18 protein-coding genes are annotated in these 25,875 nt (G+C 65.8%); 8 read left to right on the forward strand and 10 right to left on the reverse strand.

The genetic code is table 11. From position 1 onward, the window contains the following. Positions 1-13 precede the first annotated feature (13 nt). A complete protein-coding gene (locus QZV93_RS13420) occupies positions 14-1,561 on the reverse strand; it encodes a leucyl aminopeptidase (RefSeq protein WP_295559133.1) in 1,548 nt (515 codons plus the stop codon). 517 nt (positions 1,562-2,078) lie between these two features. Between QZV93_RS13420 and lptF the strand changes: the two genes are divergently transcribed. The 6 genes from lptF (at position 2,079) to rsmA (ending at position 10,503) form a co-directional block, all read left to right on the forward strand. Next, the gene (gene lptF, locus QZV93_RS13425) at positions 2,079-3,368 is read left to right on the forward strand and encodes an LPS export ABC transporter permease LptF (RefSeq protein ID WP_295559134.1); all 1,290 of its coding nucleotides are present in this window, start codon (positions 2,079-2,081) and stop codon (positions 3,366-3,368) included. Between the two features lie 6 nt (positions 3,369-3,374). Next, complete coding sequence (gene lptG / locus QZV93_RS13430; protein WP_295559135.1) at positions 3,375-4,472, forward strand: LPS export ABC transporter permease LptG; 1,098 nt, start codon at positions 3,375-3,377, stop codon at positions 4,470-4,472. A gap of 93 nt (positions 4,473-4,565) precedes the next feature. Next, on the forward strand, positions 4,566-6,959 hold the full coding sequence (locus tag QZV93_RS13435; protein WP_295559136.1) for an LPS-assembly protein LptD: 2,394 nt from the start codon (positions 4,566-4,568) through the stop codon (positions 6,957-6,959). Positions 6,960-7,292: 333 nt separating this feature from the next. Then, entirely contained in the window at positions 7,293-8,519 is a 1,227-nt protein-coding gene (locus QZV93_RS13440) for a peptidylprolyl isomerase (protein WP_295559137.1), read from the forward strand. Further along, positions 8,519-9,592 carry a 4-hydroxythreonine-4-phosphate dehydrogenase PdxA gene (gene pdxA, locus QZV93_RS13445; protein ID WP_295559138.1) on the forward strand — a complete coding sequence of 358 codons (1,074 nt, stop codon included), beginning with the start codon at positions 8,519-8,521 and terminating at the stop codon, positions 9,590-9,592. Before QZV93_RS13440 ends, pdxA begins: the two co-directional genes overlap by 1 nt. Beyond that, entirely contained in the window at positions 9,592-10,503 is a 912-nt protein-coding gene (gene rsmA / locus QZV93_RS13450; protein WP_295559139.1) for a 16S rRNA (adenine(1518)-N(6)/adenine(1519)-N(6))-dimethyltransferase RsmA, read from the forward strand. The genes pdxA and rsmA overlap by 1 nt, the downstream gene beginning before the upstream one ends. Before the next feature lie 40 nt (positions 10,504-10,543). Here rsmA and QZV93_RS13455 read toward each other — a convergent pair whose 3' ends face one another. From QZV93_RS13455 to QZV93_RS13465, 3 genes are all read right to left on the reverse strand, one after another. Continuing rightward, entirely contained in the window at positions 10,544-11,599 is a 1,056-nt protein-coding gene (locus tag QZV93_RS13455) for an NAD(P)/FAD-dependent oxidoreductase (RefSeq protein ID WP_295559140.1), read from the reverse strand. A gap of 55 nt (positions 11,600-11,654) precedes the next feature. Continuing rightward, on the reverse strand, positions 11,655-11,975 hold the full coding sequence (locus QZV93_RS13460; RefSeq protein ID WP_295559141.1) for a 2Fe-2S iron-sulfur cluster-binding protein: 321 nt from the start codon (positions 11,973-11,975) through the stop codon (positions 11,655-11,657). A 236-nt stretch (positions 11,976-12,211) separates the two neighbouring features. Next, positions 12,212-12,643, reverse strand: coding sequence for an Hpt domain-containing protein (locus tag QZV93_RS13465; RefSeq protein WP_295559142.1), 432 nt, complete (start codon positions 12,641-12,643; stop codon positions 12,212-12,214). Positions 12,644-13,042: 399 nt separating this feature from the next. Here QZV93_RS13465 and QZV93_RS13470 point away from each other — a divergent pair, with 399 nt between their 5' ends. Together QZV93_RS13470 and dgcA are read left to right on the forward strand one after the other, a co-directional pair. Next, a complete protein-coding gene (locus QZV93_RS13470; RefSeq protein WP_295559143.1) occupies positions 13,043-15,976 on the forward strand; it encodes a hypothetical protein in 2,934 nt (977 codons plus the stop codon). Positions 15,977-15,997: 21 nt separating this feature from the next. After that, the gene (gene dgcA, locus QZV93_RS13475) at positions 15,998-16,981 is read left to right on the forward strand and encodes an N-acetyl-D-Glu racemase DgcA (RefSeq protein ID WP_295559144.1); all 984 of its coding nucleotides are present in this window, start codon (positions 15,998-16,000) and stop codon (positions 16,979-16,981) included. Between the two features lie 4 nt (positions 16,982-16,985). Here dgcA and QZV93_RS13480 read toward each other — a convergent pair whose 3' ends face one another. The 6 genes from QZV93_RS13480 to QZV93_RS13505 all read right to left on the reverse strand — a co-directional run bounded on the left by QZV93_RS13480 (position 16,986) and on the right by QZV93_RS13505 (position 25,675). Beyond that, positions 16,986-18,359, reverse strand: coding sequence for an MFS transporter (locus tag QZV93_RS13480; RefSeq protein ID WP_295559145.1), 1,374 nt, complete (start codon positions 18,357-18,359; stop codon positions 16,986-16,988). A 403-nt stretch (positions 18,360-18,762) separates the two neighbouring features. Next, positions 18,763-19,596 (reverse strand): bifunctional hydroxymethylpyrimidine kinase/phosphomethylpyrimidine kinase, encoded by an 834-nt coding sequence (gene thiD / locus QZV93_RS13485; protein WP_295559146.1) that lies wholly within the window; start codon positions 19,594-19,596, stop codon positions 18,763-18,765. Between the two features lie 3 nt (positions 19,597-19,599). Then, positions 19,600-20,412 carry a cytochrome c biogenesis CcdA family protein gene (locus QZV93_RS13490; RefSeq protein ID WP_295559147.1) on the reverse strand — a complete coding sequence of 271 codons (813 nt, stop codon included), beginning with the start codon at positions 20,410-20,412 and terminating at the stop codon, positions 19,600-19,602. Positions 20,413-20,423: 11 nt separating this feature from the next. Continuing rightward, on the reverse strand, positions 20,424-21,623 hold the full coding sequence (locus tag QZV93_RS13495) for a phosphoglycerate kinase (protein ID WP_295559148.1): 1,200 nt from the start codon (positions 21,621-21,623) through the stop codon (positions 20,424-20,426). Between the two features lie 7 nt (positions 21,624-21,630). Then, entirely contained in the window at positions 21,631-23,643 is a 2,013-nt protein-coding gene (gene tkt, locus QZV93_RS13500) for a transketolase (protein ID WP_295559149.1), read from the reverse strand. A gap of 130 nt (positions 23,644-23,773) precedes the next feature. Beyond that, positions 23,774-25,675 carry a monovalent cation:proton antiporter-2 (CPA2) family protein gene (locus tag QZV93_RS13505; RefSeq protein ID WP_295559150.1) on the reverse strand — a complete coding sequence of 634 codons (1,902 nt, stop codon included), beginning with the start codon at positions 25,673-25,675 and terminating at the stop codon, positions 23,774-23,776. Positions 25,676-25,875: the final 200 nt, after the last annotated feature.

A 25,875-nucleotide genomic window follows, 5' to 3' on the forward strand; every position in this document is an offset into this window, starting at 1 on the left:
GCCTGCGAGCGACCTACTTCTCGGTCTTCTCGAAGTTGTCCTGGACGAAGCGGTCGAGCAACTGCACGCCCCAGCCCGAGCCCCAGCTGGTGTTGATCTCGTTCTTCGGCGCGTCCATGGCGGTGCCGGCGATGTCGAGATGGGCCCAGGGCACGTCCTTCTTGATGAAGCGCTGGATGAAGGCCGCGGCCGTGCAGGCGCCGCCCCAGCGCCCGCCGATGTTCTTCATGTCGGCGTTCTTGCTGTCGAGCAGCTTGTCGTAGCTCTTGTCGAGCGGCATGCGCCAAACACGCTCGCCGGTCGCCTTCGAGGCGGCGATGAGCTGATCGGCGAGCTTGTCGTCGCTGGCGAAGAGGCCGGCGAAGTCCTTGCCGAGCGCGACCATGATGGCGCCGGTCAGCGTCGCGAGATCGATGACGAAGCGCGGCTTGAAGCGCTCCTGCACGTACCAGAGCACGTCGGCGAGCACGAGGCGGCCCTCGGCGTCGGTGTTGAGGTTCTCGACCGTCTGGCCGGACAGCGAGACGACGATGTCGCCTGGGCGCGTGGCGGAGCCGGACGGCATATTCTCGACGATGCCGATGGCGCCGATGGCGTTGACGGGGGCCTTGCGCTCGGCCAACGCGACCATCAGGCCGGTAACCGCCGCAGCGCCGCCCATGTCGCCCTTCATGTCCTCCATGCCGGCCGACGGCTTGATCGAGATGCCGCCGGTGTCGAAGACCACGCCCTTGCCGACAAAAGCCAGAGGCTTGGTGCGTTTCGACTTGGCGCCATGCCACTGCATGATGGCGACGCGCGCCGGGCGCACGCTGCCCTGCGCCACGGACAGAAGCGTGTTCATGCCGAGCTCTTTCAGCGTCTCGGCGTCGAGGATCTCCACCTCGAGGCCGATGCTCTCGAGCTCTTTCACGCGATCGGCGAACTCGACGGGGCCCAATATGTTGGCCGGCTCGTTGACGAGGTCACGCGCAAAATAGACGCCTTCGGCAAGCGCGCGCTTGTCCTCGTAGGCGGCGCGAGCCTTCTCGGGATCGGGGCAATGGATGACGAGCTTCGTCAGGCGATCGGAGGCGGGCTTGTCTGCGGCGCCGTTGGCGCCCCCCTCCTCCCCGTTCTTCTTGGTGAGGTATTTGCGGAAGCTGTAGTGACGCAACAGGGCGCCGAACGCGAGATTGGCGGCGACCACCTCCGGCTTCTCGCCGCCGCTGCCGACCTCGGCGATCAGGCTCGCTTCGGTCGTCTTGCGGGCCGAGATCTGCCCGACCGCGTAGCCGCCGAGGCTCGCCCAGTCGCTTTCGCTCTGGTCGGCCGCCTTGCCGGTGCCGATGACAAGCAGGCGGTGAATGTCGAGCTTCTGCGGAGCTAAGATCTCGATCGCGGACTTCGCCTTGCCCTTGAACTCGGCCGCCTCGGCGGCCTTGAGGAGCAAGCCCTGGCTCTTGGTGTTGAGGGCCTGGACGGCGGACGGCAGAGCCAGATCGTGGCCGACGAGCGCGGCGGTGGTCGGCAGATGCGCCGCATCAAGCCGCGCAAACGAAATATCGAGCGGAGTGGTCATTCTCTTGCTGGTGCTCCTTGAGGAACGTGCCATATGGGGCCGGGCACCCTGCACATGGGACATCGCTTTGGGCGTTGGCGCGCGTGACAACGTCCTTCGCGGGACGCCATGGCTGGCGCGTCGCCCGGCAGGCGTCTGCCGAGGCCGGGCTACGAACAGGGCGGGGAATGCTTTTCGATCTTCGCTGTGGAAATTAGCGGCTTGCCCCAGAAGTGCAAGCCGGGAGCGCTTAAAAGTATGGATCGAGCTTAAGAGGCGTGGGAGGCTCCGAAGGGGGCCTCAAGGGGGTGTCGAGGCTCGGCCGCCACACCCCCACTCGGCAAGCTAGGTGTTTGGAGTACAGCCGAAATTCCGCCATGCTGGCATGGAACCAGATTGCTATCGAATTGAGGGATTCGGGATCGCGCCAGGGCGGGAACGGAGTACGGAGCATGCGGCCTAACGGCTTGCACCCGTCACTTCGGGGGCTTGGCGCTTTCGCGATGGGTGGCGAGCAGCCGGGCGTGATCGATCTCGCATGACCATTTTCTCGCGATATGTCTTCCGGCAGACGAGCAGCGCGCTGTTGCTGGTGCTGCTGTCGCTGACGGGCATCGTGTGGATCTCGCTGGCGCTGCGCGAGCTCAACGTGGTGACGAGCCACGGGCAGAGCGCTCTCACTCTCATCAAAATGACTACGCTCGGCTTGCCGAGCTTCGTTGCGGTGATCACACCGTTCGCACTCCTCATCACCGCCATCCATACGCTCAACCGCCTCAACAGCGACAGCGAGATCATCGTGCTCACGGCGTCGGGGGCAACGGCGTGGACGATCGTCAAGCCGCTCGTGACGCTGGGGCTGCTGGTGGTGGCGTTCATCTCGTTCGTCAATCACCTCGCCGCGCCGTGGAGCTATCGGCTGCTGCGCGACATCGTCGTGCAGGTCCGAACGGACCTCTTGACCCAGGTCATCCAGCCGGGCCGTTTCTCGTCGCCCGAAAAGGGGCTGACGTTCCATATTCGCGAGCGCACGCTCGACGGGACGCTGCACGGGCTCGTCATGCATGACGCGCGCAAGGACGACGAGGTGCAGTCCTATCTCGCGGAGAAGGGCGTGCTGGTCGAGGACAAGGGCGGCACGTACCTGTTCATGATGGACGGGCACATCCTGCGCCGGAACGGCGGTATTGCCGAGCCGACGCAGATCATTGCGTTCGACAAGTATGCGGTCGATCTCAACAGCTTCGAGAAGCGCACGGCGGACGGTGCCGCGGAACTCAGGCCGCGGGAGCGCTATTTCAGCGAACTCGTGAATCCGGAGCCGCAGCTGGTCGCAGCGGAAGCCCCGGCGACGAAGCAGGAGGCCAACCCCAAAGCTGACGACGCCAAGGTCAAAAAGCGGAAAGCGGCAGCGCGCGAAGACGACGCCGGCCGGCTGCGCTCCGAGTTGCATGAGCGTTTCTCGAGCGCGCTTTATCCGCTCGCGTTCGTGCTGATGGCGGTGGCGATGGTCGGTCAGGCGCAGAGCACGCGCCAGAACCGGAATGCCCGGATGGGGCTCTGCTTCCTGATCGGTGTCGGGCTCCGGCTCAGCGGGCTTGCGGTCAACAACATCGTGACGCTGCATGCCGGCGCGGTGCCGATCCTCTATTTCATCCCGGTGGCGGCGATCGCGGTTTCGATGCTCCTCATCGTCCGAGGAACGCGCGCGACGCGCGGCCCGGGCCGTCTCGACGTCGTGGTCGATGCCGCGGGCGCGTTTTTCGAGCAGATCCGGAAGAAGTTCTCCCGGCGCAGGCTGGCGCCGGCTGCAGGCGTGGGGAGGTAAGACGGGATGCCACGCGTCTCCACGCTCTCGATCTACATCGGCGCGCGCTTCCTGGTGGCGATCTTCGCCGTGTTCGGCCTGTGCACGGTCCTGATTTTCATGATCGATTTCGTCGAAATGCTGCGGCAGGCGGGCAAATACGGCAGCGTGCCGGCCTGGATGCTGGCCTGGATCACCATCCTTCGGCTGCCGGCCTACACGGAGATGCTGCTGCCCTTCGCGGTGCTGGTCGGCTCCATCGCCGCCCTCTTGATGCTGGCGCGGAAGAGCGAGCTCGCCGTGATGCGCGCCGGCGGCATGAGCGTCTGGCAGTTCCTGCGGCCGGGGCTGTTCGTGGCGCTTATGCTCGGGTTCGTGAGCTCGACCTTGTTCAACCCCTTGGCCGCCCATGCCCGCGACCGGGCGGAACGGCTCTATGCCGATGCTTTCGGCCGGGAAGCCTCCGCGCTCGGCAGCAAAGGCTCGGGGGGGCCCTGGCTGCGGCAGGACGGTCTCGACGGCCAGTCGATCCTGAACGCGGTCTCGGCGCGGCGGCGCGGAACCGAGCTCAATACGGTAACGGCGTTCGTTTACGATAAATCGGGCAACTTCACCGAGCGGATCGATGCCAACCGGGCGATCCTCGAGGAAGGGTTCTGGGTGCTCCGGAACGCGGTCGTTTCCGCGGTCGGGCGGGAGCCCGAAACCTTCGAAAGCTATCTGCTCTCAACGTACCTTACCCCTGAGCGCGCCGCGGATGCGTTCGGCAGCGTCATCTCAGTGTCTTTCTGGGAGCTTCCGGATCTCATCTATGTTGCGGAAAAGGCTGGACTTTCATCGAGCGGCCTGCGCACCCAATACGAGCTTCTTCTGACCCGCCCGCTGCTCTGCATCGCCATGGTTTTTTTGGCGGCTACTGTGTCGTTGCGGTCATTCCGCTCGGGCGGCATCCAGACTATGGTTGTTACAGGAATGGTTGGGGGGTTTGGATTTTTCCTTTTTGCGGAAATCTCTAGGCAGGTCGGGACGGCTGGCCTCGCTCCAGTGTGGGCGGCGGTTTGGGTCCCTGTGCTTCTAGCCATTCTGTGTTCGGTCACGGTGCTCTTGCACCAGGAGGACGGCTGAGTGATGCGTGTTGCACGAAAATTGTCGGCGACATGCACTGAGTTTTTCACCTCGTATCCCCGTCTTCAGGCGGTGGATAGGGGGCGTTTGCGCTTGACCCTTCCCAACATTCCTGACCTTTCCGGCGGCGCACGCTCCCTCGCTCAGTCGACGATTGTCCTTGTTCTTCTGGCGTTTGCCGTGGCTTCCGCCACCCCGGCGGCGGCTCAGTACCGGGGCGCGCCCGGCACGACCAGCGGCAAGCCGGTCTCGGCGTTCCCGGAGCAGCCGGGCGGCATCTTCGGCAAGCCGCAGAAGCTCGATAAATCCCTGCCCCTCTACCTGCAGGGCGACGAGCTCATCTACGACAACGGCGGCAACCGGGTGATTGCCCGCGGCAACGTCGAAATCTTCTACAACAAGAACGTGTTGACGGCTGACGAGGTCATCTACGACCAGAGCGCCAACACGCTGACGGCGCGCGGCAATGTCGAGCTCAAGGAAGCCAACGGCAACGTCATCCGAGCCGACGCCTATACGCTGACCGACGACTTCCGCGACGGGTTCGTGCAGTCGCTGTCGGTGGTGACACGCGACGACTCCCGCATCACGGCCGAGCGCGGCGAGCGCCGCGAGGGCAACGTCACGGAATTCTCGGAGGCGACGTTCACCGCCTGCAAGAGCGAAGGCAACGTGCCGCCGCTGTGGTGCATCGGCGCCAAGCGCATCATTCACGATCAGACGGCTGCGACCATTGCGTACCAGGATGCGGAGCTGAAGCTCTACGGCGTCACGGTCGGGTACCTGCCCTACTTCGAGCACCCGGACCCCTCGGTCAAGCGCAAGAGCGGCTTCCTGGCGCCCGGCTACGGCACCTCGGACGACCTCGGCTTCTTCACCGAGATCCCGTACTATTTCGCGCTCTCACCCAACTACGACTTCCTGTTCAACCCTCGCTACATGTCCGAACAGGGCGTGCTGTGGCAGGGCGAATGGCGCCAGAAGCTGGCCAACGGCGACTACAACATCAAGTTCGCTGCCGTCGATCAGGATTCCGACAATCTGCCGAGCGGCAACGAGAACCTCGACGGCTGGCGCGGAAGCGTGGAGACGCACGGCAAATTCTCGCTGTCGTCCTGGTGGAGCTACGGCTGGAATGCGACCGTCGAAAGCGACGACACCTTCCGCCGCTTCTACAAGCTCGACAGCGTGCTCCTGACGGACCGCGTCAACGATCTCTGGCTCAAGGGGCAGTCCGACCGCAGCTACTTCAGCGCCAAGATGTATCAGTTCGGCGGGTTGCTGGTTGAAGACAACGATCAGTCCGAATCCTACGTGCATCCGGTCATCGATCACAATTACGTCTTCAGGGATCCGGTGCTCGGCGGCGAGCTGTCGTGGAAGTCGAATGCGCTGAGCTTCTCGCGCTCCGACGTGTCGAACCTTGCCGGCACCGACTTCGTCTCGCAGGACATGAACCGTGTCGTGACCGAGATCAAATGGCGCCGGCGCTTCACGGATGCGCTCGGCATCACCTACACGCCGTTCGGCGAGCTGCGCGGCGATGCCTATCAAATCAACTACGAGGATCCGACCGATCCGACGACGTCCAATCTCGACGACACGTTCCTGCGCGGCCTCGCAACGGGCGGTGCCACCGTCTCCTACCCGTGGGTGGCAAACCTCGGCTCGACCTCTCACGTGATCGAGCCGATCGGACAGGTGGTGGCGCACAATTCGCATGTCGATCAGGATTTCCTGCCGAACGAGGATGCTCAGAGCCTGATCTTCGACGATACCAACCTGTTCGATACGACGAAGTTCTCGGGATACGACCGTTTGGAGACGGGCGTGCGCGCCAACGTCGGCGTGCAGTACACGTTCCAGGGTCCCGTGGGCTACGCGCGCGTGCTGGCGGGCCAGAGCTTCCATCTCTCGGGCGAGAACGCCTATGAAGAGAACAACAGCGGGTTCAATCCGAAGAGCGGTCTCGAGACCGACGATTCCGACTACGTGCTCGGCGTCTATCTGGCGCCGACCGACATGTTCCGCGTCATCTCGCAGTCGCGCTTCGACGACAACGATTTCACTCTGCGCCGCCAAGATGCCACGGCCCTGTTCAGCTACGGACCGCTGAGCGCCGGCACCACCTATACCTATGGCGCGGCGTTCAACGAGGATCTGCTGGCCTACGAGCAGCAGGAGGACATCCTGGGCTTCGCCACGCTGCGCCTGACCGATCGCTGGTCCATCGGCGGCACGATCCGCTACGATCTCGACGACGACCGCGTGCTGACGGACAGCATCCGCCTCGCCTATCTCGACGAGTGCTTCATGCTGAGCGCGACCTACAGCGAGACTTACATCAACGATCCGACGCGCGATATCGAGCCGGATCAGGTTGTCATGCTGCGCTTCGAGTTCAAGCATCTCGGCGGCTTCAACTACGAGACCAACGTGGTCGACTTCGCCGGTGGCGAGGATGCCTCCGCCGTGCACAACCCGTAAGGCGCGCGAAAGCGACCTCCGCTCAAGCTTTCGGTGGGTTAATGGCCCCCATGCCCGGATTGGTCCCCGAGGCCATTTTTGCCTTGTGGGTGCCACGGTTGGTGTGGATAAGCGGGTTCGGCGGCATGGCTCGTCCGGTGCCGGAACGGCGCTATAGGTAGCCCGTGCTCTAATATTCGATCGTGGCTCTGATTCACGTCTGCTGCGGGCTCAGACTCTAACTTTGCGGGCGTCCTGGGTTGGGCTTATGCTCGCTCGCAAGTTTCGCCGGCGGCTTGTGAGCCGCTCAAGCGTCAACGCAAGTCCCGCTTTTCTGCTGACGAGACGGCACCCATGTCCGATCTGATCCGCATGTTCCTCAAAGTTTCCGGCCTCGCGCTTGCCGGCAGCGCCGCTGCGGCCGTTGTCGTGCATGCGGCCGAGCCCGCGAAGCGCGTTGCCCAGGCCAACAAGACGGCGAATGCCGAGCTGGCCAACCCCGCGGAAGGCGGAGCCGCGAAGAAATCGCAGAAGGGTGGGCAGTCGATCGCGGTACTCGTCAACGACGAGCCGATCACAGCCTACGAGATCGAGCAGCGCGCGGCGTTTCTTTCGCTCCAGGGCGGCGGGGGCGGGGGCAGCCAAGGCGACTTCAAAGCCAAGGCCGAGGCGCGCTGGAAATCGATCGTCAAGGATCCGAAGACGAACGAGCGCTTCAAGGAGCTCATGCGCAAGAACAACGTGCAGAGCCAGGAGGAAGCGCGGGCGCTGCAGACGAAGTTCGTGAAGGACCTGCAGGCGAACATGGTGGCGCAGCTCAAGCGCGAGATGCGGGTCGGCATCGTTGCCGGGGCACGCGGCAAAGCGCAGGAAGAGCTGATCGAAGAAAAGATCAAGCTGCAGGAGGCCAAGCGCCTCAACGCCGTCAGCGACGAAGCGGAGGTGAACCGTATCCTTTCGGGCATCGCCGAGCGCAACAAGATGACCCTCGACCAGTTCGGCAAGCACATGAAGGGCATGGGTGTCGACATCAACACCATGCGCGCCCGCTTCCGCGCAGAGATGAGCTGGCGCGAGGTGGTGCGGCGGCGCTTCGGACATATGGTCTCCATCACCGAGCGCGATGTGGACCAGGTGCTCGCGAACACCTCCTCGGCCGCACAGAGCGACGTCGAGTTGCAGGTCCAGCGGATCACGCTTCCGCTGCCGGGTGCGCTCGATCAAGCGGTGATCGCGCAACGCATCGCGGAGGCCGACGGGCTGGCGCGCCAATACCAAGGTTGCGCGTCGCTGCCTGCGCTCGCCCAATCGGCGGGCGGCAAATTCGAAGATCTCGGCGCACGAAAGCCCTCCACGATTCCCGAGCCGACGCGCAGCCTGCTTCTGAATGCCAGCGACGGCGACCTCCTGCCGGCGAGCGTCAGCCAGGCCGGGGTCGAGCTTTGGGCGCTGTGCGGGCGAAAGGCCGAGTCCTCGGCGCGCGAGACGGCGCAGAACACGCTGCGTCAGAAGGAGTTCGAGGTTCTCGCCCAGAAGCATCTCAAGGATCTGCGGCAGGACGCGTCGATCGAGATCCGCTGATGAGCCGTGCCGCGCGGAGCGCGCCGTACGCTGCCAAGAGGACACAACTCCCTCTCGTGCTGACGATGGGCGATCCGGCCGGGATCGGCTTCGACATCGCGCTCGCGGCCTGGCAGGCGCGGGAGAGCGAGGGGCTGGCGCCGTTCGCGCTGCTCGGTGATCCCAATGCGCTTGGCGCGCGTGCGGATGCGCTGGGTGTCGATGTGCCGATTGCCACGATCTCCCGTATCGAAGACGCTGGTTCTGCCTTCGCGAACCGGCTTCCCGTAGTGCCGGTGCAGTGCGCAGCTCCCGTGGTGGCCGGCAAGCCCGATCCGCGCAACGCGGCGGCCGTGATTCACGCCATCGAGCAGGCCGTGCTCGCGGTCAAAGAGGGTGCCGCACGCGCGCTGGTGACGAACCCGATCGCCAAGAGCGTGCTGATGGCCGATGGATTTCCGCATCCGGGCCATACGGAATTTCTTGGGGCGCTGGCGGAAACGCATTTCGGCGTGCGGAACCCGCGCCCGGTGATGCTGCTCGCCAGTGACGCGCTCAAGGTCGTGCCGCTCACGGTGCACATCCCGCTGGTCCAGGTGCCGGACGCGATCACGGCGCGGGGCATCGTGGAGACGGCCGAGGTGCTCAACCGGTCGCTGGTCGAGGATTTCGGTATTGCCGAGCCGCGCATTGCTATTACGGGGCTCAATCCGCATGCGGGCGAGGACGGCCGACTTGGCGATGAGGACGCGCGCATCATTTCGCCGGCCATCGCGACGCTACGTGACGGAGGGTTCGACGTCACGGGGCCGCATCCGGCGGATACTCTGTTCCACGCCGCGGCGCGGGCGACCTATGACGCGGTGCTGGCGATGTATCACGATCAGGCGCTGATCCCGATCAAGACGCTCGCCTTCGATACCGGCGTCAACGTGACGATCGGGCTGCCGTTCGTCAGGACGTCGCCGGACCATGGCACCGCCTTCTCCATCGCGGGCACCGGGCAGGCACGCGCCACGAGCCTGATCGAGGCCATCAAGGTTGCAGATCGGATGTCAGCGCGCCGCGCCGCTTTGCTGGCCGAGCGCGTCTGATGGGCGGGGCAAGCGAGGACGAGGAACTTTTCGCGGACGCACGGCCGGGCGCGAGTCCGGATGGTCTGTCTCCGCTGCGCGAGGTGATCCGGCGCCACGATCTCGCGGCCAAGAAGAGCCTCGGACAGAATTTCATCCTCGACCTCAATCTCACGCGGCGTATCGCGCGCGCGGGAGGCTCAATTGCGGGGCGTACGGTGGTCGAGGTGGGGCCCGGTCCCGGAGGACTGACGCGCGGACTGCTGATGGAAGGCGCGGCGCGGGTGATCGCCGTCGAGCGGGACTCGCGCTGCCTCCCAGCGCTTGCGGAGATCGCGCAGCGATACCCCGGACAGCTCGATGTGCATGAGGGTGACGCGCTGGAAGCGGACTGGAGGTCGCTGCTCGGTGCCGGGGGGCAGAAGGCCGTGATCGCGGCCAACCTTCCCTACAACGCCGCGACGACACTGCTGGTCGGCTGGCTCGAGACGGAGCCGTGGCCGCCATGGTGGGACCGCATGGTGCTGATGTTCCAGAAGGAGGTGGCGGAGCGCATCGTGGCGCAACCGGGCACCAAGGACTACGGCCGCCTGTCGGTCATCGCACAGTGGCGCAGCGAGGCGCATATCGCGCTGACCCTCAAGCCGGAGGCCTTCACGCCGCCGCCGAAAGTGTCCTCGGCGGTGGTCGTCTTCACGCCGCGAGAGGCGCCGCAGCCGGCGTGCTCGGTCAAGACACTCGGTCGCGTGACGGCGGCAGCGTTCGGCCAGAGACGCAAGATGCTGCGGGCTTCCCTCAAAACGCTGGTGCCCAATCCGGAGGAATTGCTGGATGCGGCCGGCATCTCTCCCGAGCTCAGGGCGGAGCGGCTTTCGGTGCGCGACTTCGCCAAGCTGGCGCTGATCTACGAGCGCTCCATCGCGGGGCGTTGACAGCGCGCCGCGTGGCGCCTCGTCGTTGCGGGCGAAGCGCTCACTTCACGCCGAGCTTCTTCTGCAGGCTCGACGACGAGGTCGTGTACTGGAACATCAGCTTCTTGTCGGGATGCACGATCTTGTGCGCGGCCTGGGCCATGAGGGCGACCTCGTGGAAGCCCGAGAGGATCAGTTTCAGCTTGCCGGGGTACCAGTTGATGTCGCCGACCGCGAAGATGCCCTTCTCGCTGGTCTCGAACTTCTCGGTGTCGACGAGGATCAGGTTTTCATTGAGGTTGAGCCCCCAGTGCGCAACCGGCCCGAGCTTCATGGTGAGGCCGAAGAACGGCAGCATGGCGTTGACCGTGACGTGCTCTTCTCCGCCCGCGGTCTTGACCGTCACCGCCTCCAGGCTGCCGTTCTCGCCGTGAAGCTTGGTCATCTGGCCGATCAAAAGGCGCACCTTTCCCTCGGCGACGAGGGAGCGCATCTTCTCAACGGAGTGGGGCGCGCCGCGGAACTCGTCGCGCCGGTGCAGCAAGGTGAGCGACTTGGCGATGGGTGCGAGGTTCAGGGTCCAGTCAAGCGCGGAGTCGCCGCCGCCGACGATCAGCATATCCTTGCCGCGCATGTCCTCCATGCGCCGCACGGCGTAGAATACGGAGCTGCCCTCGTAGACCTCGATGCCGTCGAGCGGCGGGCGCTTCGGCGTGAAGGAGCCACCACCGGCGGCAATAACGACCACCTTGGCGATCAGCGCGCGGCCGGCGTCGGTCTTGAGGTGGAAACGGCCGTCCTCGGCGCGCGCGAGCTCGTCGACGCGCTCGCCGAAAACGAACTCGGCGCCGAAGGGCTTGATCTGCTCCATCAGGCGGTCGGTCAGCTCCTGGCCGGTGACGGTCGGAAGCGCCGGAATGTCATAGATCGGTTTCTCGGGGTAAAGCTCCGCGCACTGGCCGCCGGGCTTGTCCAGGATGTCGATCACGACGGTCTTGATGTCGACCAGGCCAAGCTCGAACACCGCGAACAGCCCCACGGGGCCTGCGCCGATCACGACTGCATCGATCTCGGTTGCGGCGGTCTCCACGACCTCTGCCGCGTCGTCCAATGCCATCGGTCGAACTCCTCGCTGGCGCGCTGCCGACGCGCGCTCATTCAATATAAATGCGTCAGAACTGCTTTGCCGGCACGCGGACCGTGAGGCCATCGAGCTCCGGCGTTACCTTAATCTGGCAGGAGAGGCGGCTCTCCGTGCGCACGTCGAAGGCAAAATCGAGCATATCCTCCTCGATATCGGCGGGCTTGCCGGTCTTCTCGACCCACGCGGGCTCGACGTAGACATGGCAGGTGGCGCAGGCGCAGGCGCCGCCGCATTCCGCTTCGATGCCCGCGATGTCATTGAGCTTGGCCGCTTCCATGACCGTGAGGCCGGGCTCGGCTTCGACTGTCTGGCTCGCGCCGTCGGGCTGAATGAAGGTGATTTTGACCATCGACGGCGGGCTCCAAGATGCTCGGGCTTCTCCTTCTCATGAAACCTCGATCGCGCTCGGGACACCGGGACCCAGGCGCTCATGGTCATCTACGGAGAATGGTGGCGGCAGGATTAATGGCCCCGGTCCTTTAATTCAAGATCCCGAGACGCCGCGCATGGGCGGTTGTGGAGCTTGGGTAAAAAGCTTTGTGGCGGGACGAGTTGTGCCGGAAATACGATCAGGCTCCCCGTGTCTCAGGACCGGGCGCGCTCGGAGGGGAAGGTGTCGTCGACGTAGGTCTGGACGACCTCGGACGCGGCCTCGAGGGCGGTCAGGAGGCGATCACGCTCCTCTTCGTCGGCAAGACCGGCGCTTTGCTCGGCTTCGAGGGCCAGGCGGGCGACTTGCCAAGCACCGACGGCGCGCGCCGAGCCCTTGATGGTGTGGGCGGCAACGTGCCATTCGCGGTCCGTCGCGGCAAAGCGCAATTGTTCAATCGAAAGCGGAAGCTGGGCCAGGAACAGGCCCAGGATCTCGCGCTCGAGGGTGGGACTGCCGAGGGTATAGCGACTGAGGTGGGCCCGATCGATCGCCTCGGCATCGGTGCCCGGCAAGGCAAGCGGCTCGGTGCCGCGGTTGCGGGCGTCATGGCGGAGTCCAGTCGCGCGCTCTCTCAGGGGGCCCATGGCGTTCAGAACCTGTCTCGGGAGGGTCTGGAGCTACCCTATGGCCGGTCCCGGCGGCCTTAGGATGTAGCGGCACGGAAGGCAAATGATCCGTTTCGCTATAACGATTTCTGAACGCAATACGCTAAGTAACTGTTAATACGTACTATAAAATCGGCACTGATTCAATAATTTTTGACCCGGCGCGGTGCGACGAACGGCGTTGTGAGCGAACTTCATTTGGCCCCAAACGAAGCCTACTCGGCTCATTGGCGGGATGCGGCCAGGCGGGCTTCCGCCTCCGAGACAAAAAAGGGCGTTGATGGGACGGCTTACGGCGAGAAATCCCGTTTGAGCAAAAGCCTTGTACTGCAGTAGCATGTTGAGGGGCAGCCGGCGTATTCCGGCACGGACGGGTGGATGGCTCAAGATCAGAAATCAGGCGCGGCGGCGTCTCAGAAGGCGCCAGCTAACGGTGCCGGACCGGTGGTTCCGTCCAAGGTCGGGCCTGCCTTGCCGCCGCCCGTACCGCCTAGCCTGACGATGCCGCCGGCCGCGGCAAAGCCGGATGCCGCCAAACCCGACGCCGTGAAGCCCACCGACGCTGCCAAGGTGTCCGCAAAATCCGCAGGCGACGGCGGTGCCGATCCCCTTTCACTCGCCGTGCCGGCAAGCACGGTCGTCAACCTCGGCTCGCCGACGGCGACCGTCAATCATCGGCTGCCGCCGCCGCTTCCCAACATGGCCGCGCAGGCGCAAGCCGCCAGCCCACCGGTACCTGCGAATAACGAGCCGCAGGTGGAGCCGGTGCGGCGCATGGCCCGGCGGCGTCCGGCCGGCCCACCGCGCGGCAAGATCGCCGCCAACGACGACGCGCCGTCCATCGGCGGCCTCATCTATGCGCTCGAGCAGAAACCCTCGACGACGCCTTTCAAATACGCGGCGATCGCAACCGTCGGCTGGACGGTCATCTGTCTCATCTTCTCGTGGATCATCGTGCGTGCGGAGCTGGCGTCGGGGGCGACGTTCCTGTCGCTGTTCGAAAAGCCGTCGACGTTCCTGACGGTGACGGCGATCATCGTGCCCATTGCCGTACTCTGGGCGCTGGCGCTGCTCGCGTGGCGATCGGACGAGCTTCGCTTGCGTTCGTCGACCATGACCGAGGTCGCCATCCGGCTGGCCGAGCCCGACCGCATGGCGGAGCAGTCCGTCGCTTCGTTGGGTCAGGCCGTGCGCCGGCAGGTGTCGTTCATGAACGATGCCATCTCGCGGGCGCTGGGCCGCGCGGGCGAACTCGAGGCGTTGGTGCACAACGAGGTCACAGCGCTCGAACGGTCCTACGAAGAGAACGAGCGCAAGATCAAAGGCCTCATCCAGGAGCTCGCGGGCGAGCGCACGTCGCTGCTGTCGACCAGCGAGCGCGTCACGGAGACGCTGAAAACGCTCGGCACCGATATTCCGACCCTGATCGACCGGCTGTCGAACCAGCAGATCAAGCTCGCAGGTATCATTCAGGGTGCCGGCGAGAACCTGGTGCAGCTCGAATCCGCCGTCGGGCAGAGCACCGACCGGCTGGAGAACGCCCTCGGCGGCAAGACGATGCAGCTCCAGACCATGCTCGAAGGCTACACCACGGGCCTCGCCACGGCTCTCGGTGCCAGAACCGACCAGCTGCAGTCCGCCATCGCGAGCTACGTCGATACGCTCGATACCTCGCTCAGCCAGCGGACCGAGAAGCTTCAGTTCGTGTTCGAGGAGTACGCGCGCGCGCTCGACACCTCGCTCTCCAATCGCGCGCAGGCACTCGACATGCAGCTCGTCGAGCGGACCAAGGCGCTCGACATGGCCTTCGGTCAGCGGCTCAAGTCGTTCGACGAATCCATCGTGCGCTCGACGATGAACATCGATTCCGCGGTCGCCGAAAAGGCACGTGCCCTCACCAGCGCCCTCGACAGCCACGCCCGTACCTTCAGCGAGACGATTGCGCGCCAGGCCGTCAATCTCGACGAGAGCCTGATGCACGGCATCAACTCCGTGCGCCGCACGAGCGAGAACATCACGCGCCAGTCGCTCAAGGCCATCGAGGGCCTCGCAGGCCAGTCGGAGATGCTGAAGCGCGTGTCGGAAAATCTGCTGTCGCAGGTCAACACCGTCACCAATCGCTTCGAGGGCCAGGGACAGGCCATCCTGCGGGCCGCCAGCTCGCTCGAGAACGCCAACTTCAAGATCGAGTCGACGCTGCAGGGTCGCCACGCCGAGCTCACGCACACGATGGAGCAGCTGACCGGCAAGGCCGACGAATTCGGCCGCTTCGTGCAGGGTTTCTCGTCGTCCATGGAAGGCTCGCTGACGAATGCCGAGCAGCGTGCGCGGGCGGCGGCCGAACAGCTTCGCAACAGCACGGAGGCCGCGCAGCGGAGCGCGCTCGCGGATCTCGAACGGTTCCGCCTCGAAGCGGGCGCGGAAGGCGAGCGCACGATCGACGACCTGCGCAACCGCTTCTCCAACATCTCCAACGTCGTCAATGAGCAGCTCACCTCGCTCACGAGCCGGTTCGACGAGACGTCGGACGAGGTACGCCAGCGTGCAAGCCGGGCCGCCGCCGAGATCGCAGCGGAGCAAGCGCGCCTCAAAGAGCAGATGGACCGTCTGCCGACGGCAACGCGCGAGAACGCAGAAAGCATGCGCCGTGCGTTGCACGACCAGTTGCGCGCCATCGAGCAGCTCTCGAACCTCACCACGCGGTCGATCGCCGGCCGGGACGTGGCTCCGCCGCAGCAGTCCCCCTACAGCGGCGCAGGGTACGGCGGCAGCGGCGGATCGGGTACCCTCACCGGCTCCTATGTTGCCGCGGCTTCGCGCGTGCCTCCGGCCTATCAGCCGGCCTTGCCGCGCCCGAGCGCTGCTGCATCGGGCGACAACCGGGATACATGGTCGCTCGGCGATCTCCTTGCGCGCGCCTCGCGTGACGATGAGGGCCACGGTGGCGGCGCTGCCCCCTCGTCCGCGCCCGCGCCGATCCCCTTCCACAGCCAGATCGACATCATTGCCCGCGCACTCGACCCGGCGACCACGGCCGCACTCTGGCAGCGCATCGCCCAAGGGCAGCGCGGCGTCATGGTGCGCAGCATCTACACGCCCGAAGGCCGGTCGATCTTCGACGATCTCAGCATGCGCTACCGGGCGGATGGGGACCTGCAGCGCACGATCAATCACTACCTGATGGATTTCGAGAACATTCGGCGCGATGCCGAGCAACGCGATCCTTCGGGCCGCGCGGTCAATGCGCACCTGCTCTCCGACATGGGCCGGGTCTACCTGTTCCTTGCTCACGTGAGCGGGCGCATCACGTAAGCCGGCGCCCGGGTCTCTCAGATGTCCGTCACCCTTGCCGTTGCGATCGAGCGTTTTCCGCTGAACGTGCCGTTCGTCATTTCGCGCGGAGCAAAGACGGACGCCGTCGTGGTTGCGGTCACGCTTTCCAACGGGACGACGTCCGGGCACGGCGAATGCACGCCCTATGCCCGTTACGGCGAAACGCCGGAGAGCGTCGTGGCGGCGATCGAGGCGGCAATCCGCATCCCGGGCGCGCTCGAGAGCCGCGCAGTGCTCAACACTGCGCTTCCGGCCGGCGCGGCGCGCAATGCGCTCGACTGTGCGCTGTGGGATCTGGAAGCGAAGTCGTCAGGCGTTTCCGTGGCCGAGCTTGCGGGGGTCAAACCCGCGACGGCCGTGGAGACGTGCTTCACGCTGAGCCTCGACACGCCCGAGGCGATGGCGCGCGCCGCGCGCGAGGCGGCCGCACACAGGCTCCTGAAGCTCAAGCTCGGCGGCGATGGGGACATGGCGCGTATGGCGGCCGTACGGCAGGCGCGTCCCGACGCGCGGCTGGTCGCGGATGCCAACGAGGCCTGGACCGAGGACATGGTCGGCCCCTTTCTCGGAGCAGCCGACGAAAGCCGTTTCGAGCTGATCGAGCAGCCGCTGCCGGCAGGGGCGGACGACATGCTCGACGGGCTCATGCATTCCGTTCCCGTCTGCGGGGATGAGAGCGTGCATACGCGGGCCGATCTCGCCGCGCTCGTGCACCGCTACGCGGCCATCAACATCAAGCTCGACAAAACGGGCGGGCTCACCGAGGCGCTGGCGTTGCGCAAGGCCGCGCTCGATGCCGGTCTTCAGGTGATGGTCGGCTCTATGGTGGCGACGTCGCTCGCCGTGGCGCCGGCGTTTCTGGTGGCACACGGCGCCCAGTGGGCCGATCTCGACGGCCCTCTGCTGCTGGCCAGCGACCGAGATCCACCGGCGCGTTTCGAGGGCGGCCTGCTTCATCCGCCTCCTCCGCAGCTCTGGGGCTAAGTGCCTAGGCGCGGTCGGGCGTATCGTTCCAGAGAAGACTGCCGGTCCACCGGGCGCGGATAAAGAGCGCCGCGGCGAGACCCACGGCGGCGAGTGCGGCCATGGCGAGGTAGGCGTGGCCGCCGATACGCGCCCAGATCCAGCCCGACGTCAGCGTCGCGGCGCCCATCACGAGTCCCGACGCCACGGTTGCATAGAGGGCCTGCGCGGTGCCTTGCGTTCCTTCGGGCACGGCGCGCGAAATGAAATGCATGGCGCCCAGGTGGGAGGCGCCATAGGTCAAGGTGTGCAGTGTCTGCAGCGGGATCAGCAAAGGGAGCGGCGGCGCAAAGCTCATCATGATCCATCGCGCCACGGACGCAGCGGTGGCTGCGAGCAATAGCGTCTCGGCGCCCCAGCGGCGGACCACACGACCCGAATAGGCGAAGAGCACCACCTCACCCGCAATGGCGATGGCCCACAACGCGCCGACCCAGGCGTTCGACACCCCTTGCGCATGCCATTGCAGGGCGCCGAATGCGTAGAACATGCCGTGGCTCCCCTGTGCGGCGCCAGCCGCTACGAGGAAAGCGAGGAACACCGGATTGACGATGAGCTTTCGGGCGTCGCTGAAATTGCCGCTCCTCGATGCTGGGCCCTGCTCTTGGCGCAATGGCGATCCTTCGATGGCGACCGCGGGAATCGTCTCCACCTCGTGGATAACGTCTGCAACGACCGGCGCGTCGGCTGCCTGACCTGCCGGAGATTTGCCTTTTGAAAGATCGGCCGCGGCGACGGTGTTGGCGCGTTCCGGCAGGAACCAGGCGCAAACGGCCGTTGCGAAGGCACCGGCAATGATACAGCCGACGACGGCGCCCGCGCCCACGTGGTCGATCAGCCAGCCGCCGACAAAGCCCGCGGCGACGAATGTGAGCGAGCCCCAGAGGCGCATGCGTCCATAGTCGAGCCCATGCGCGCGCACACCGGCGACGGCAATGGTTTCTGTCAGGGGGACGGTGGTCGACAGCGCAATGGCAAACGGAACGGCGAGAAGAAAAATCGGCCAGAAGCCCTGGGCCTGAGCGAACAGGAGCGCAAGGAGCACGACAAGCCACGCGAGCGCGTTGATCAGCATGCGATGCGTTTCGGTACGGTCGCCCCACAACGCCACCGTGGGCGTGATGAAGACACGCAGGAAATACGGAGCGGCGGTGATAACGGCGATTTCCTCGGCCGAGAGCCCCCGCACGTCGAGCCAGACGGGCAGATACGGAAGATGGACGCCGTAGATCGTGAACAGCGCGCCGTAGAACGCCGCAAGACGGAGGCTATAGGATGTGCGGACGGAGGCGGTGCCGATGCCCCTCCCCTCGGCGTCGTCGTGACTGTCTCGCCCCATGCCCCGCGGTCCGTCTGTGCCCCGGGTCATGCCCAGGTTGTGCCGGCGCGTTTAGCAGAGGCGTTGTCCGAGCGCGAGGAGATCCTGCCGGCCGCGCGAGATCGCCGGCCACTCCAAACAAAGAAAACCGGCCCGGATGGCCCGGACCGGTTTTCATTGAGCTGAACGACGTCCCTGATCGCCGGTCGGCTCCCCCCAAAGAGTCGTAGTCTAGTTGTGCGCTGCTCGATCGCCCCCCGACGTCGGCGCTGCACGAGGGGGAGAGTTGCAGAAGGGAGCGCGCGAGACAAGACCGTGGCGGCATTGAGGCATCGCATTCGGCATCCGGCGATGCATTGATGTCACATGCACATTGACGACGATCCGGATGCCGATTTTTAGGGATCGGAATCTGCACTCGATATCAGGATCTTGTCTCGGATTTGCGTAGGGCGTGCAGATGGTCGACGGGACCGTCTCCTTTGCCGACGCCGAGCGTGCGGCCGGCTTCGATGGCCTTCCAGACGTACGCTTTCGCGGCGCCGACGGCGGCCGCCAGATCATCACCTTCGGCGAGACGGGCGGCGATGGCAGCGGCCAGCGTACAGCCGGTGCCATGCGTGTTGCGGGTGGCGACGCGCGGCGCGCTGAACCGTTCGGATCCTTCCCTGCGCACGAGGAGGTCGATGGCCTCGGGACCTTCGCCATGTCCGCCCTTCATCAACACGGCTTTGGCGCCGAGTGCCAGGAGTGCGCGGCCCTGGGCTTCCATCTCGGCTTCGGTCACGGCCACCGGCGCATCGAGCAGACGGGCGGCTTCACGCAGGTTGGGCGTGACGATGGTGGCAATGGGGAACAGGCGCGTGCGCACCGCATCGATGGCGTCGGGGGCGAGCAGCACGTCGCCGCTCGTCGCCACCATGACCGGGTCGGCCACCAGTGGGGCGCCACCAAACTGATGGAAGCCGTCCGCTACGGTCTCGACGGTGGCGCGGTCGCCGAGCATGCCGGTCTTGACGGCCCTGACGGCGAGGTCGGAGGCAACCGATGACATCTGGGCTGCAATGATGTCGGGCGGCAGTGTCAGCACGCCCTGTACGCCCTGGGTGTTCTGCGCCGTGATAGCGGTGATGACGGTGGCGCCATAGACACCCAGCGCCGAGAACGTCTTGAGGTCGGCCTGGATGCCGGCACCGCCCGAGCTGTCGGAGCCGGCGATGGTGAGCGCGATCGGCCTGCCGTGCTTGCCTTCCGTCACGGGCTAGCCTCCGGGCGTGAAGTTGCGCAGGTCCTGCTGCAGCTTCTCGGGGGTCATCAGCTCCTCGATGCGGGCGAGCCCGGGGAAGGTTTCGATCAGCCACTGTCCGAGCGACTGGATGGAGAACCAGTCGAAGACGTTGAGGAAGGCGATGCCGGTCAGCACCAGGAGCGCACCCATGAGCTTCTCCATGAGACCCAGATGGCGGCGGAAACGCTGCATGAAAGACAAGAACGGGCGGATGGCGACGGCCGCCAGAACAAACGGAACACCGAGCCCCAGAGAATAAACGGCGAGCAGGCGCACGCCCGCTCCGAGGCTCGCCTCGTTGGCGGCCAGCGCCAGCACGGTCGAAAGGATGGGGCCGATGCAGGGTGTCCAGCCGAAGGCAAAGGCGAGACCCATCACGTAGGCACCGGCGAAGCTCGCGCCCTCGTTGGCGTGATGATAGCGCGTGTCGGTGGCCAGGAATGGAATGTGCAGCAGCCCGAGGAAATGCAGGCCGAAGAGAATGATGACGACTCCCGCGGCCATGGACAGCTCGGCGCGCCAGGTCTGGATGAATTGCCCGATGAGCGACGCGCTGGCGCCGAGCGCGATGAAAACCGTGGTGAAGCCCAGCACGAAGAAAATCGACGCCAGCACGACGCGGCGCCACACGGTCCGCTCGAGCCCCTTCTCGTGCGACAGCTCCTCGAAGGTTGTACCTCCGAGGTAGCCGAGATAGGGCGGCACGAGGGGCAACACGCATGGGGACAGGAAGCTCACCAGACCCGCGAGCGCGACGCCGAGATAAAGGTGGGCTTCAGCAAACAAGGTTCACTCCCCTACTTCGCAAGCGCGGCGACGCCAGGGAGCTCACGGCCTTCGAGCCATTCGAGGAAGGCTCCGCCGGCGCTCGAGACGTAAGTGAAGTCGTCGGTCACGCCGGCTGCGTTGAGGGCCGCCACCGTATCGCCGCCACCGGCGACGGAGACGAGTGTTCCGGCTTTGGTGCGCTCCGCCGCAGCACGCGCGAGCGCAAACGTGCCCTCGCCGAAGGGCGCGATCTCGAAGGCGCCGAGGGGGCCGTTCCAGAGCAGCGTCTCGCAACGCGACAGCACATCGACATAGTGACCAACTGCCTTCGGCCCGACGTCGAGGATCATGTCGGCCGGCTCGACGTCGGTGGTCAGCACGGTGCGGGCGGGCGCGCCGGCCTCGAAGCGCTCGGCGACGACGAGGTCCTGCGGCAGCACGATCTCGCAGCTGCGGGACTTGGCCGCGTGCATGATCTCGCGCGCCGTCTCGACGAGGTCGGGCTCGGCCAGCGAGCGGCCGATCTCGAGGCCGCCAGCGAGGAGGAATGTGTTGGCCATGCCGCCGCCGATGATCAGCTTGTCGACCTTGGCGGAGAGATTGGTGAGAACCGGGATCTTGGTCGAGACCTTGGCGCCGCCGACGACGGCTGCGACGGGGCGCTTCGGATTCTCGAGCGCCTTACGCAGCGCGTTGATCTCCTCCATCATCAAGGGCCCTGCATAGGCCGGAAGGAGGCGCGCCAGGCCTTCGGTCGAGGCATGGGCGCGATGGGCCGCCGAGAAAGCATCGTTGACGAAGATGTCGCCCAGCGCTGCGAGCGCCTTCGTGAACTCGGGGTCGTTCTTCTCCTCACCTTTGTGGAAGCGCGTGTTTTCAAGCACGATGATGCCGCCATTGGGGAGCGCGGTGACGGCGCTGCCGGCAGCGTCACCCACACAGTCCGGCGCGAGCGCGACCGGCAGCCCGGCGAGCTTGCCGAGCTCGGCGGCCACCGGAGCCAGCGAGTTCTCCCGGTCGGGGCCATCCTTGGGGCGGCCGAAGTGGGACAGCACGATCACGCGGGCGCCGCGGCTGGCGAGGCTTTTGAGTCCCGGCACGACCCGCTCGAGACGCGTCGCATCCGTGACGACGCCATTCTTGGCCGGCACGTTGAGGTCGGCGCGCACGAGCACGCGCTTGCCTGAGAGGTCGAGGCCGTCGGTCGTCTTGAGCTTGTCGAGATCCATTTGTGTCTCAAGCTTTCTTGGTGATGTCGCGGGCGGCGTCGGCGATCTTGGCGGCGGTCAGGCCGAAGTGCTCGAACGCCTTCGGGCCGGGCGCCGAGACGCCGAAGTCCGAGAGGCCGATGAAGCGATCGCCCGGACGCAGCCATTCGTGCCACCCCTGGGCAACAGCAGCCTCGACGGCGATGCGCGGCGCGGTGCCGAGCACCTCTTCACGGTAGGATTGCGGCTGGGTGCGGAACAGCTCGAACGACGGCAGTGAGACGACGGCGGCGTTGATACCGTCTTTTGCCAGCGCGGCTGCGGCCTCGGCGACGAGCCCGACCTCGGAGCCGGTGGCGATGAGCGTGACGTCGCGCTTCTTGCCGCCGCTCACCACATAGCCGCCCTTGGCGGATGCGTTCTCCGCTGCGGCTCCGCTGCGGAGCACGGTCGGCACGGCCTGGCGCGAAAGCGCGAGAACGGTGGGCCGCGCGGTGTTCGAGAGCGCGATCTCCCAGGCTTCGGCCGTCTCCAGCGCGTCCGCCGGGCGGAGCACGAGCAGGTTCGGGATGGCTCTCAGCGCGGCCAAGTGCTCGATAGGCTGGTGCGTGGGGCCGTCCTCGCCGAGGCCAATGCTATCGTGCGTCATGACGTAGATGACGCGCTGATGCATGAGCGCGGAGAGGCGGATCGAGGGGCGGCAGTAGTCGGTGAAAACGAGGAACGTGGCACCGTACGGAATGAAGCCGCCATGCAGCGCGATGCCGTTCATGGCGGCAGCCATGCCGTGCTCGCGCACGCCGTAGTGGATGTAATCACCGGTGAAATTGCCGGGCTCGATGGCCTTGTGATGCTTGGTGCGCGTGCCGTTGGAGGGCGTGAGATCGGCCGATCCTCCGAGCAGCTCCGGAACGGCGGGCACGAGATGCTCGAGCGTCAGCTGCGACCAGACGCGGGTCGCGCGCTTGGCCGTGTCGGCGGCGAACTGTGCCTTGGCGGCGGCGATGGCGTCGGCGATGGTTTTGGTGCGCGAAGCGGCGGCCGGTGTCTCGAAAGCGGCCTTGGCCTCGGCCGGCGCCTTGTCTAGACGCTTTTTCCAGGCGGCGTTCTCGGCCGCACCCTTGGCGCCGAGCGCGCGCCAGGCGTCGAGGACGGGAGACGGAATTTCAAAAGGTGCCGCGCTCCAGCCGAGCTTTTCGCGCGTGCCCTTGATCTCCTCGGCGCCGAGCGGCTCGCCATGGGTCGACGACTTGCCGGCCTTGGTCGGTGCGCCGTAGCCGATCACCGTCTTGCAGGCGATCAGCCAGGGTTTGGCGCTGTCGCCGCGGGCCTTCTTCAGAGCTGCGGAGATGGCTTTCGGATCGTGGCCATCGACACGGATGGTGTTCCAGCCCGAGGCCTCGAAGCGGGCCACCTGATTGTCGGACACGGACAAGCTGGTCGGGCCGTCGATGGAAATCGAATTGTCGTCCCAGAGCACGATCAGCTTGCCGAGCTTCAAATGGCCGGCGAGCGAAATAGCCTCCTGGCTGATGCCCTCCATCAGGCAGCCGTCGCCGGCAAGGCAATAGGTGTGATGGGCCACCAGATCGTCGCCGAAGCGGGCGTTGAGCAGACGCTCGGCGAGCGCCATGCCGACGGCGTTGCCGATGCCCTGCCCGAGGGGGCCGGTGGTGGTCTCGATGCCGGGCGCGTGGCCGTACTCGGGGTGGCCAGCCGTGCGGAAGCCGAGCTGCCGGAAGTTTTCCAGCTGGCCGATGTCCATGTCCGGATAGCCCGTGAGGTACAGCAGCGAATAGAGCAGCATGGAGCCGTGACCGGCGGAGAGCACGAAGCGATCGCGGTTCGCCCAGGTGGGGTCCTTGGGGTCGAAGCGCAGTACGTCCGTGAACAGCACGGTGGCGACGTCGGCCATGCCCATCGGCATGCCCGGGTGGCCGGAGTTGGCCTTCTGCACCGCGTCCATGGCGAGGGCGCGGATCGCGTTCGCCATGTCCCGGGTGCCCACCGGCGCCGATTTCGTCTCTGCTGCCTCACCCATTGCTGCCCGGTCCTTCCCGCAAAATGAATTGGGGGCACATTTAACGGGGGGATGGGGCCGCGTCTACCGCGCTAAAGGCGCGCGCGACGTATCCACACGCGGGCTCATGTGCAGTGCAGCACGCGCCAATTCAAGGCGTCTGCTCGGCAACCGGCGCATCCGGAGCCAGCGGCTTCTCCTGGGGCAGCGCAGCGGGTGCGGGAGGTTTGGCGGCTTTCGGCGGCTTGTTGTCCTTTTCACGCGCCTGCTCGGCCGCATCCTCGGCAAAAAGCTGCTCCAGCGTGGCGAGGTCGCTCCGGGCCTTGGCCTGCAGCTTTTCCATGTCGCTGTAGTGGGCGTAGTCCTCCATGAGGCGGCGCTCGTCGTGCTCGCGGAAGGTCTCGATCACGCGCTCGCTCTCGCGCTCGGTGTGGCCGAGGCCGACCAGGATCTCGCGCGTGGTTTCGAGAGCCGAAAGGAACGTCTCGCGCTGAATGTTGGTGACGCCGGCATCGAGCAGCTTGTGGGCGTGGTTGCGGTTGCGGGCGCGGGCGAAAACGGGCACGTCCGGATGGCGGGTGCGCACGTACTCCGCCGCACGCAGGGATGCTTCGATATCGTCGATGGCGATAACGAAGGCGCGCGCCTTGCCAATCTGGGCCGCCTCAAGAATTTCGGGTCGGCTGGCGTCACCATAGAACGCCTTGGAGCCGAATTTCTGCACGAGATCCACCTGCTCGGCCGAGATCTCCAGGGCGATAAGGGGGATTTTCTTGCCGCGCAGGATGCGAGCGACGATCTGGCCGTAGCGTCCGAAGCCGGCAATGACGACGTGCTCGTCCTTGGATGGGAGCTTGTCGTCGTAGACGGGCAACGCGCCTTGCGCGGTCCGCCGTGTTGCCAGGAACCGCTCGGCGGCGAGCAACAGGGGCGTCGCCGCCATGGAGAGCGTAACCACGAGGACGAGGAGATCGCTCATGGGGTCGGACAGCACACCCTGGGCGACGGCGGCCGTGAGCAGCACGAACGCGAACTCGCCGCCCTGGCTCAGCGACAGGCCGAGGCGCACTGCCGGCCGCGATGCGAGGCCCGAGCGGCGGCCGAGCCCGTAGAGGATCAAGGTCTTTGTCGCCACAAGGGCGGCTGCGAGCAGCAGCACCTTCACCGGATCAGCAAAGAGGATCGTGAGATCCATCGACATGCCGATGGCGGTGAAAAAGAGGCCCAGGAGCAAGCCCTGGAAAGGTTGCAGATCGGCCTCGAGCTGATGGCGGTAGGAACTTTCGGCCAGAAGCGCACCGGCGATGAAGGCCCCCAGCGCGGCCGACAGGCCGGCCATCTGCATCAGCATGGCGACGCCGACGACGGTCAGCAGGCCGGCGGCCGTCATGGCCTCCTTGACCTGCGTGCGGGCGACGAGGCGCAGGAGCTTGTCGAGCACGAAGTGACCGATCAGCACAACGATGACGATGACAGCCAAACCGCGGACGGCGGCCTTAAAGTCCATGGTGCTCACGACGTCGGCAGCGGTGGTGGCAAACAGCGGTGCCAGTGCGATCAGCGGGATGGCGGCAAGGTCCTGGAACAGCAGCACGGCGAAGCCCAAGCGGCCGTGGCGTGCCGCGAGGTCGCCCTGCTCCTCCATCACCTGCAGCGCGAACGCGGTCGAGGACAGCGCAAGCGCCAGCCCGACGAACAGGGCCGGCTTCCAGGTGAGCCCGAAGACGATCGCGGCCGCGGCCAGCAGTAGGCCCGTCACAAGCACCTGAGCGCCGCCGAGATTGAAGATGGCATTGCGCATGGCCCAGAGGCGCTTTGGGCGCAGCTCGAGACCGATCAGGAACAGCAGGAAGACGATGCCGAACTCGGAAAGCTCAAGAATCTCGTGGGCGTCGTACGGCGTGAAGACGTGGCGCAGAACGTGCGGGCCGAGCAGGATGCCCGCCAGCAGGTAGCCCAGCACGGTGCCGATGCCAAAGCGGCGCGCCAACGGTGGTGCGATGGCCATCGCAGCGAGCAACAAAGCGATCTCGGACAGCGTCACGTGCAGCATCGTTCACCGAGTCGGTGGAGGGGTTTGGTACCTATCTTCACAGGCCGGCAGGGCCCGCGTCCAGTGTTCCGGCCTCCGTGCGCGCATTTGCCGATCCAAAGGCCCGTTTCCTGCGTATGTCCCCAAAATGGGGCGGATGACGCGCTTTTAAGCACGTCGCTGGATTGGCCGCGGGGTTCGGGTATGCTCAAGGTTCTCCA

The sequence above is a fragment of the uncultured Hyphomicrobium sp. genome (assembly GCF_902826555.1).
Taxonomy (GTDB): domain Bacteria; phylum Pseudomonadota; class Alphaproteobacteria; order Rhizobiales; family Hyphomicrobiaceae; genus Hyphomicrobium_C.

Bases quoted from the DNA above. Each gene is read 5' to 3' on its own strand.
- QZV93_RS13420 (WP_295559133.1), bottom strand. From the start codon at position 1,561: ATGACCACTCCGCTCGATATTTCGTTTGCGCGGCTTGATGCGGCGCAT.
- lptF (WP_295559134.1), top strand. From the start codon at position 2,079: ATGACCATTTTCTCGCGATATGTCTTCCGGCAGACGAGCAGCGCGCTG.
- lptG (WP_295559135.1), top strand. From the start codon at position 3,375: ATGCCACGCGTCTCCACGCTCTCGATCTACATCGGCGCGCGCTTCCTG.
- QZV93_RS13440 (WP_295559137.1), top strand. From the start codon at position 7,293: ATGTCCGATCTGATCCGCATGTTCCTCAAAGTTTCCGGCCTCGCGCTT.
- pdxA (WP_295559138.1), top strand. From the start codon at position 8,519: ATGAGCCGTGCCGCGCGGAGCGCGCCGTACGCTGCCAAGAGGACACAA.
- rsmA (WP_295559139.1), top strand. From the start codon at position 9,592: ATGGGCGGGGCAAGCGAGGACGAGGAACTTTTCGCGGACGCACGGCCG.
- QZV93_RS13455 (WP_295559140.1), bottom strand. From the start codon at position 11,599: ATGGCATTGGACGACGCGGCAGAGGTCGTGGAGACCGCCGCAACCGAG.
- QZV93_RS13460 (WP_295559141.1), bottom strand. From the start codon at position 11,975: ATGGTCAAAATCACCTTCATTCAGCCCGACGGCGCGAGCCAGACAGTC.
- QZV93_RS13465 (WP_295559142.1), bottom strand. From the start codon at position 12,643: ATGGGCCCCCTGAGAGAGCGCGCGACTGGACTCCGCCATGACGCCCGC.
- QZV93_RS13470 (WP_295559143.1), top strand. From the start codon at position 13,043: ATGGCTCAAGATCAGAAATCAGGCGCGGCGGCGTCTCAGAAGGCGCCA.
- dgcA (WP_295559144.1), top strand. From the start codon at position 15,998: ATGTCCGTCACCCTTGCCGTTGCGATCGAGCGTTTTCCGCTGAACGTG.
- QZV93_RS13480 (WP_295559145.1), bottom strand. From the start codon at position 18,359: ATGGGGCGAGACAGTCACGACGACGCCGAGGGGAGGGGCATCGGCACC.
- QZV93_RS13495 (WP_295559148.1), bottom strand. From the start codon at position 21,623: ATGGATCTCGACAAGCTCAAGACGACCGACGGCCTCGACCTCTCAGGC.
- tkt (WP_295559149.1), bottom strand. From the start codon at position 23,643: ATGGGTGAGGCAGCAGAGACGAAATCGGCGCCGGTGGGCACCCGGGAC.
- QZV93_RS13505 (WP_295559150.1), bottom strand. From the start codon at position 25,675: ATGCTGCACGTGACGCTGTCCGAGATCGCTTTGTTGCTCGCTGCGATG.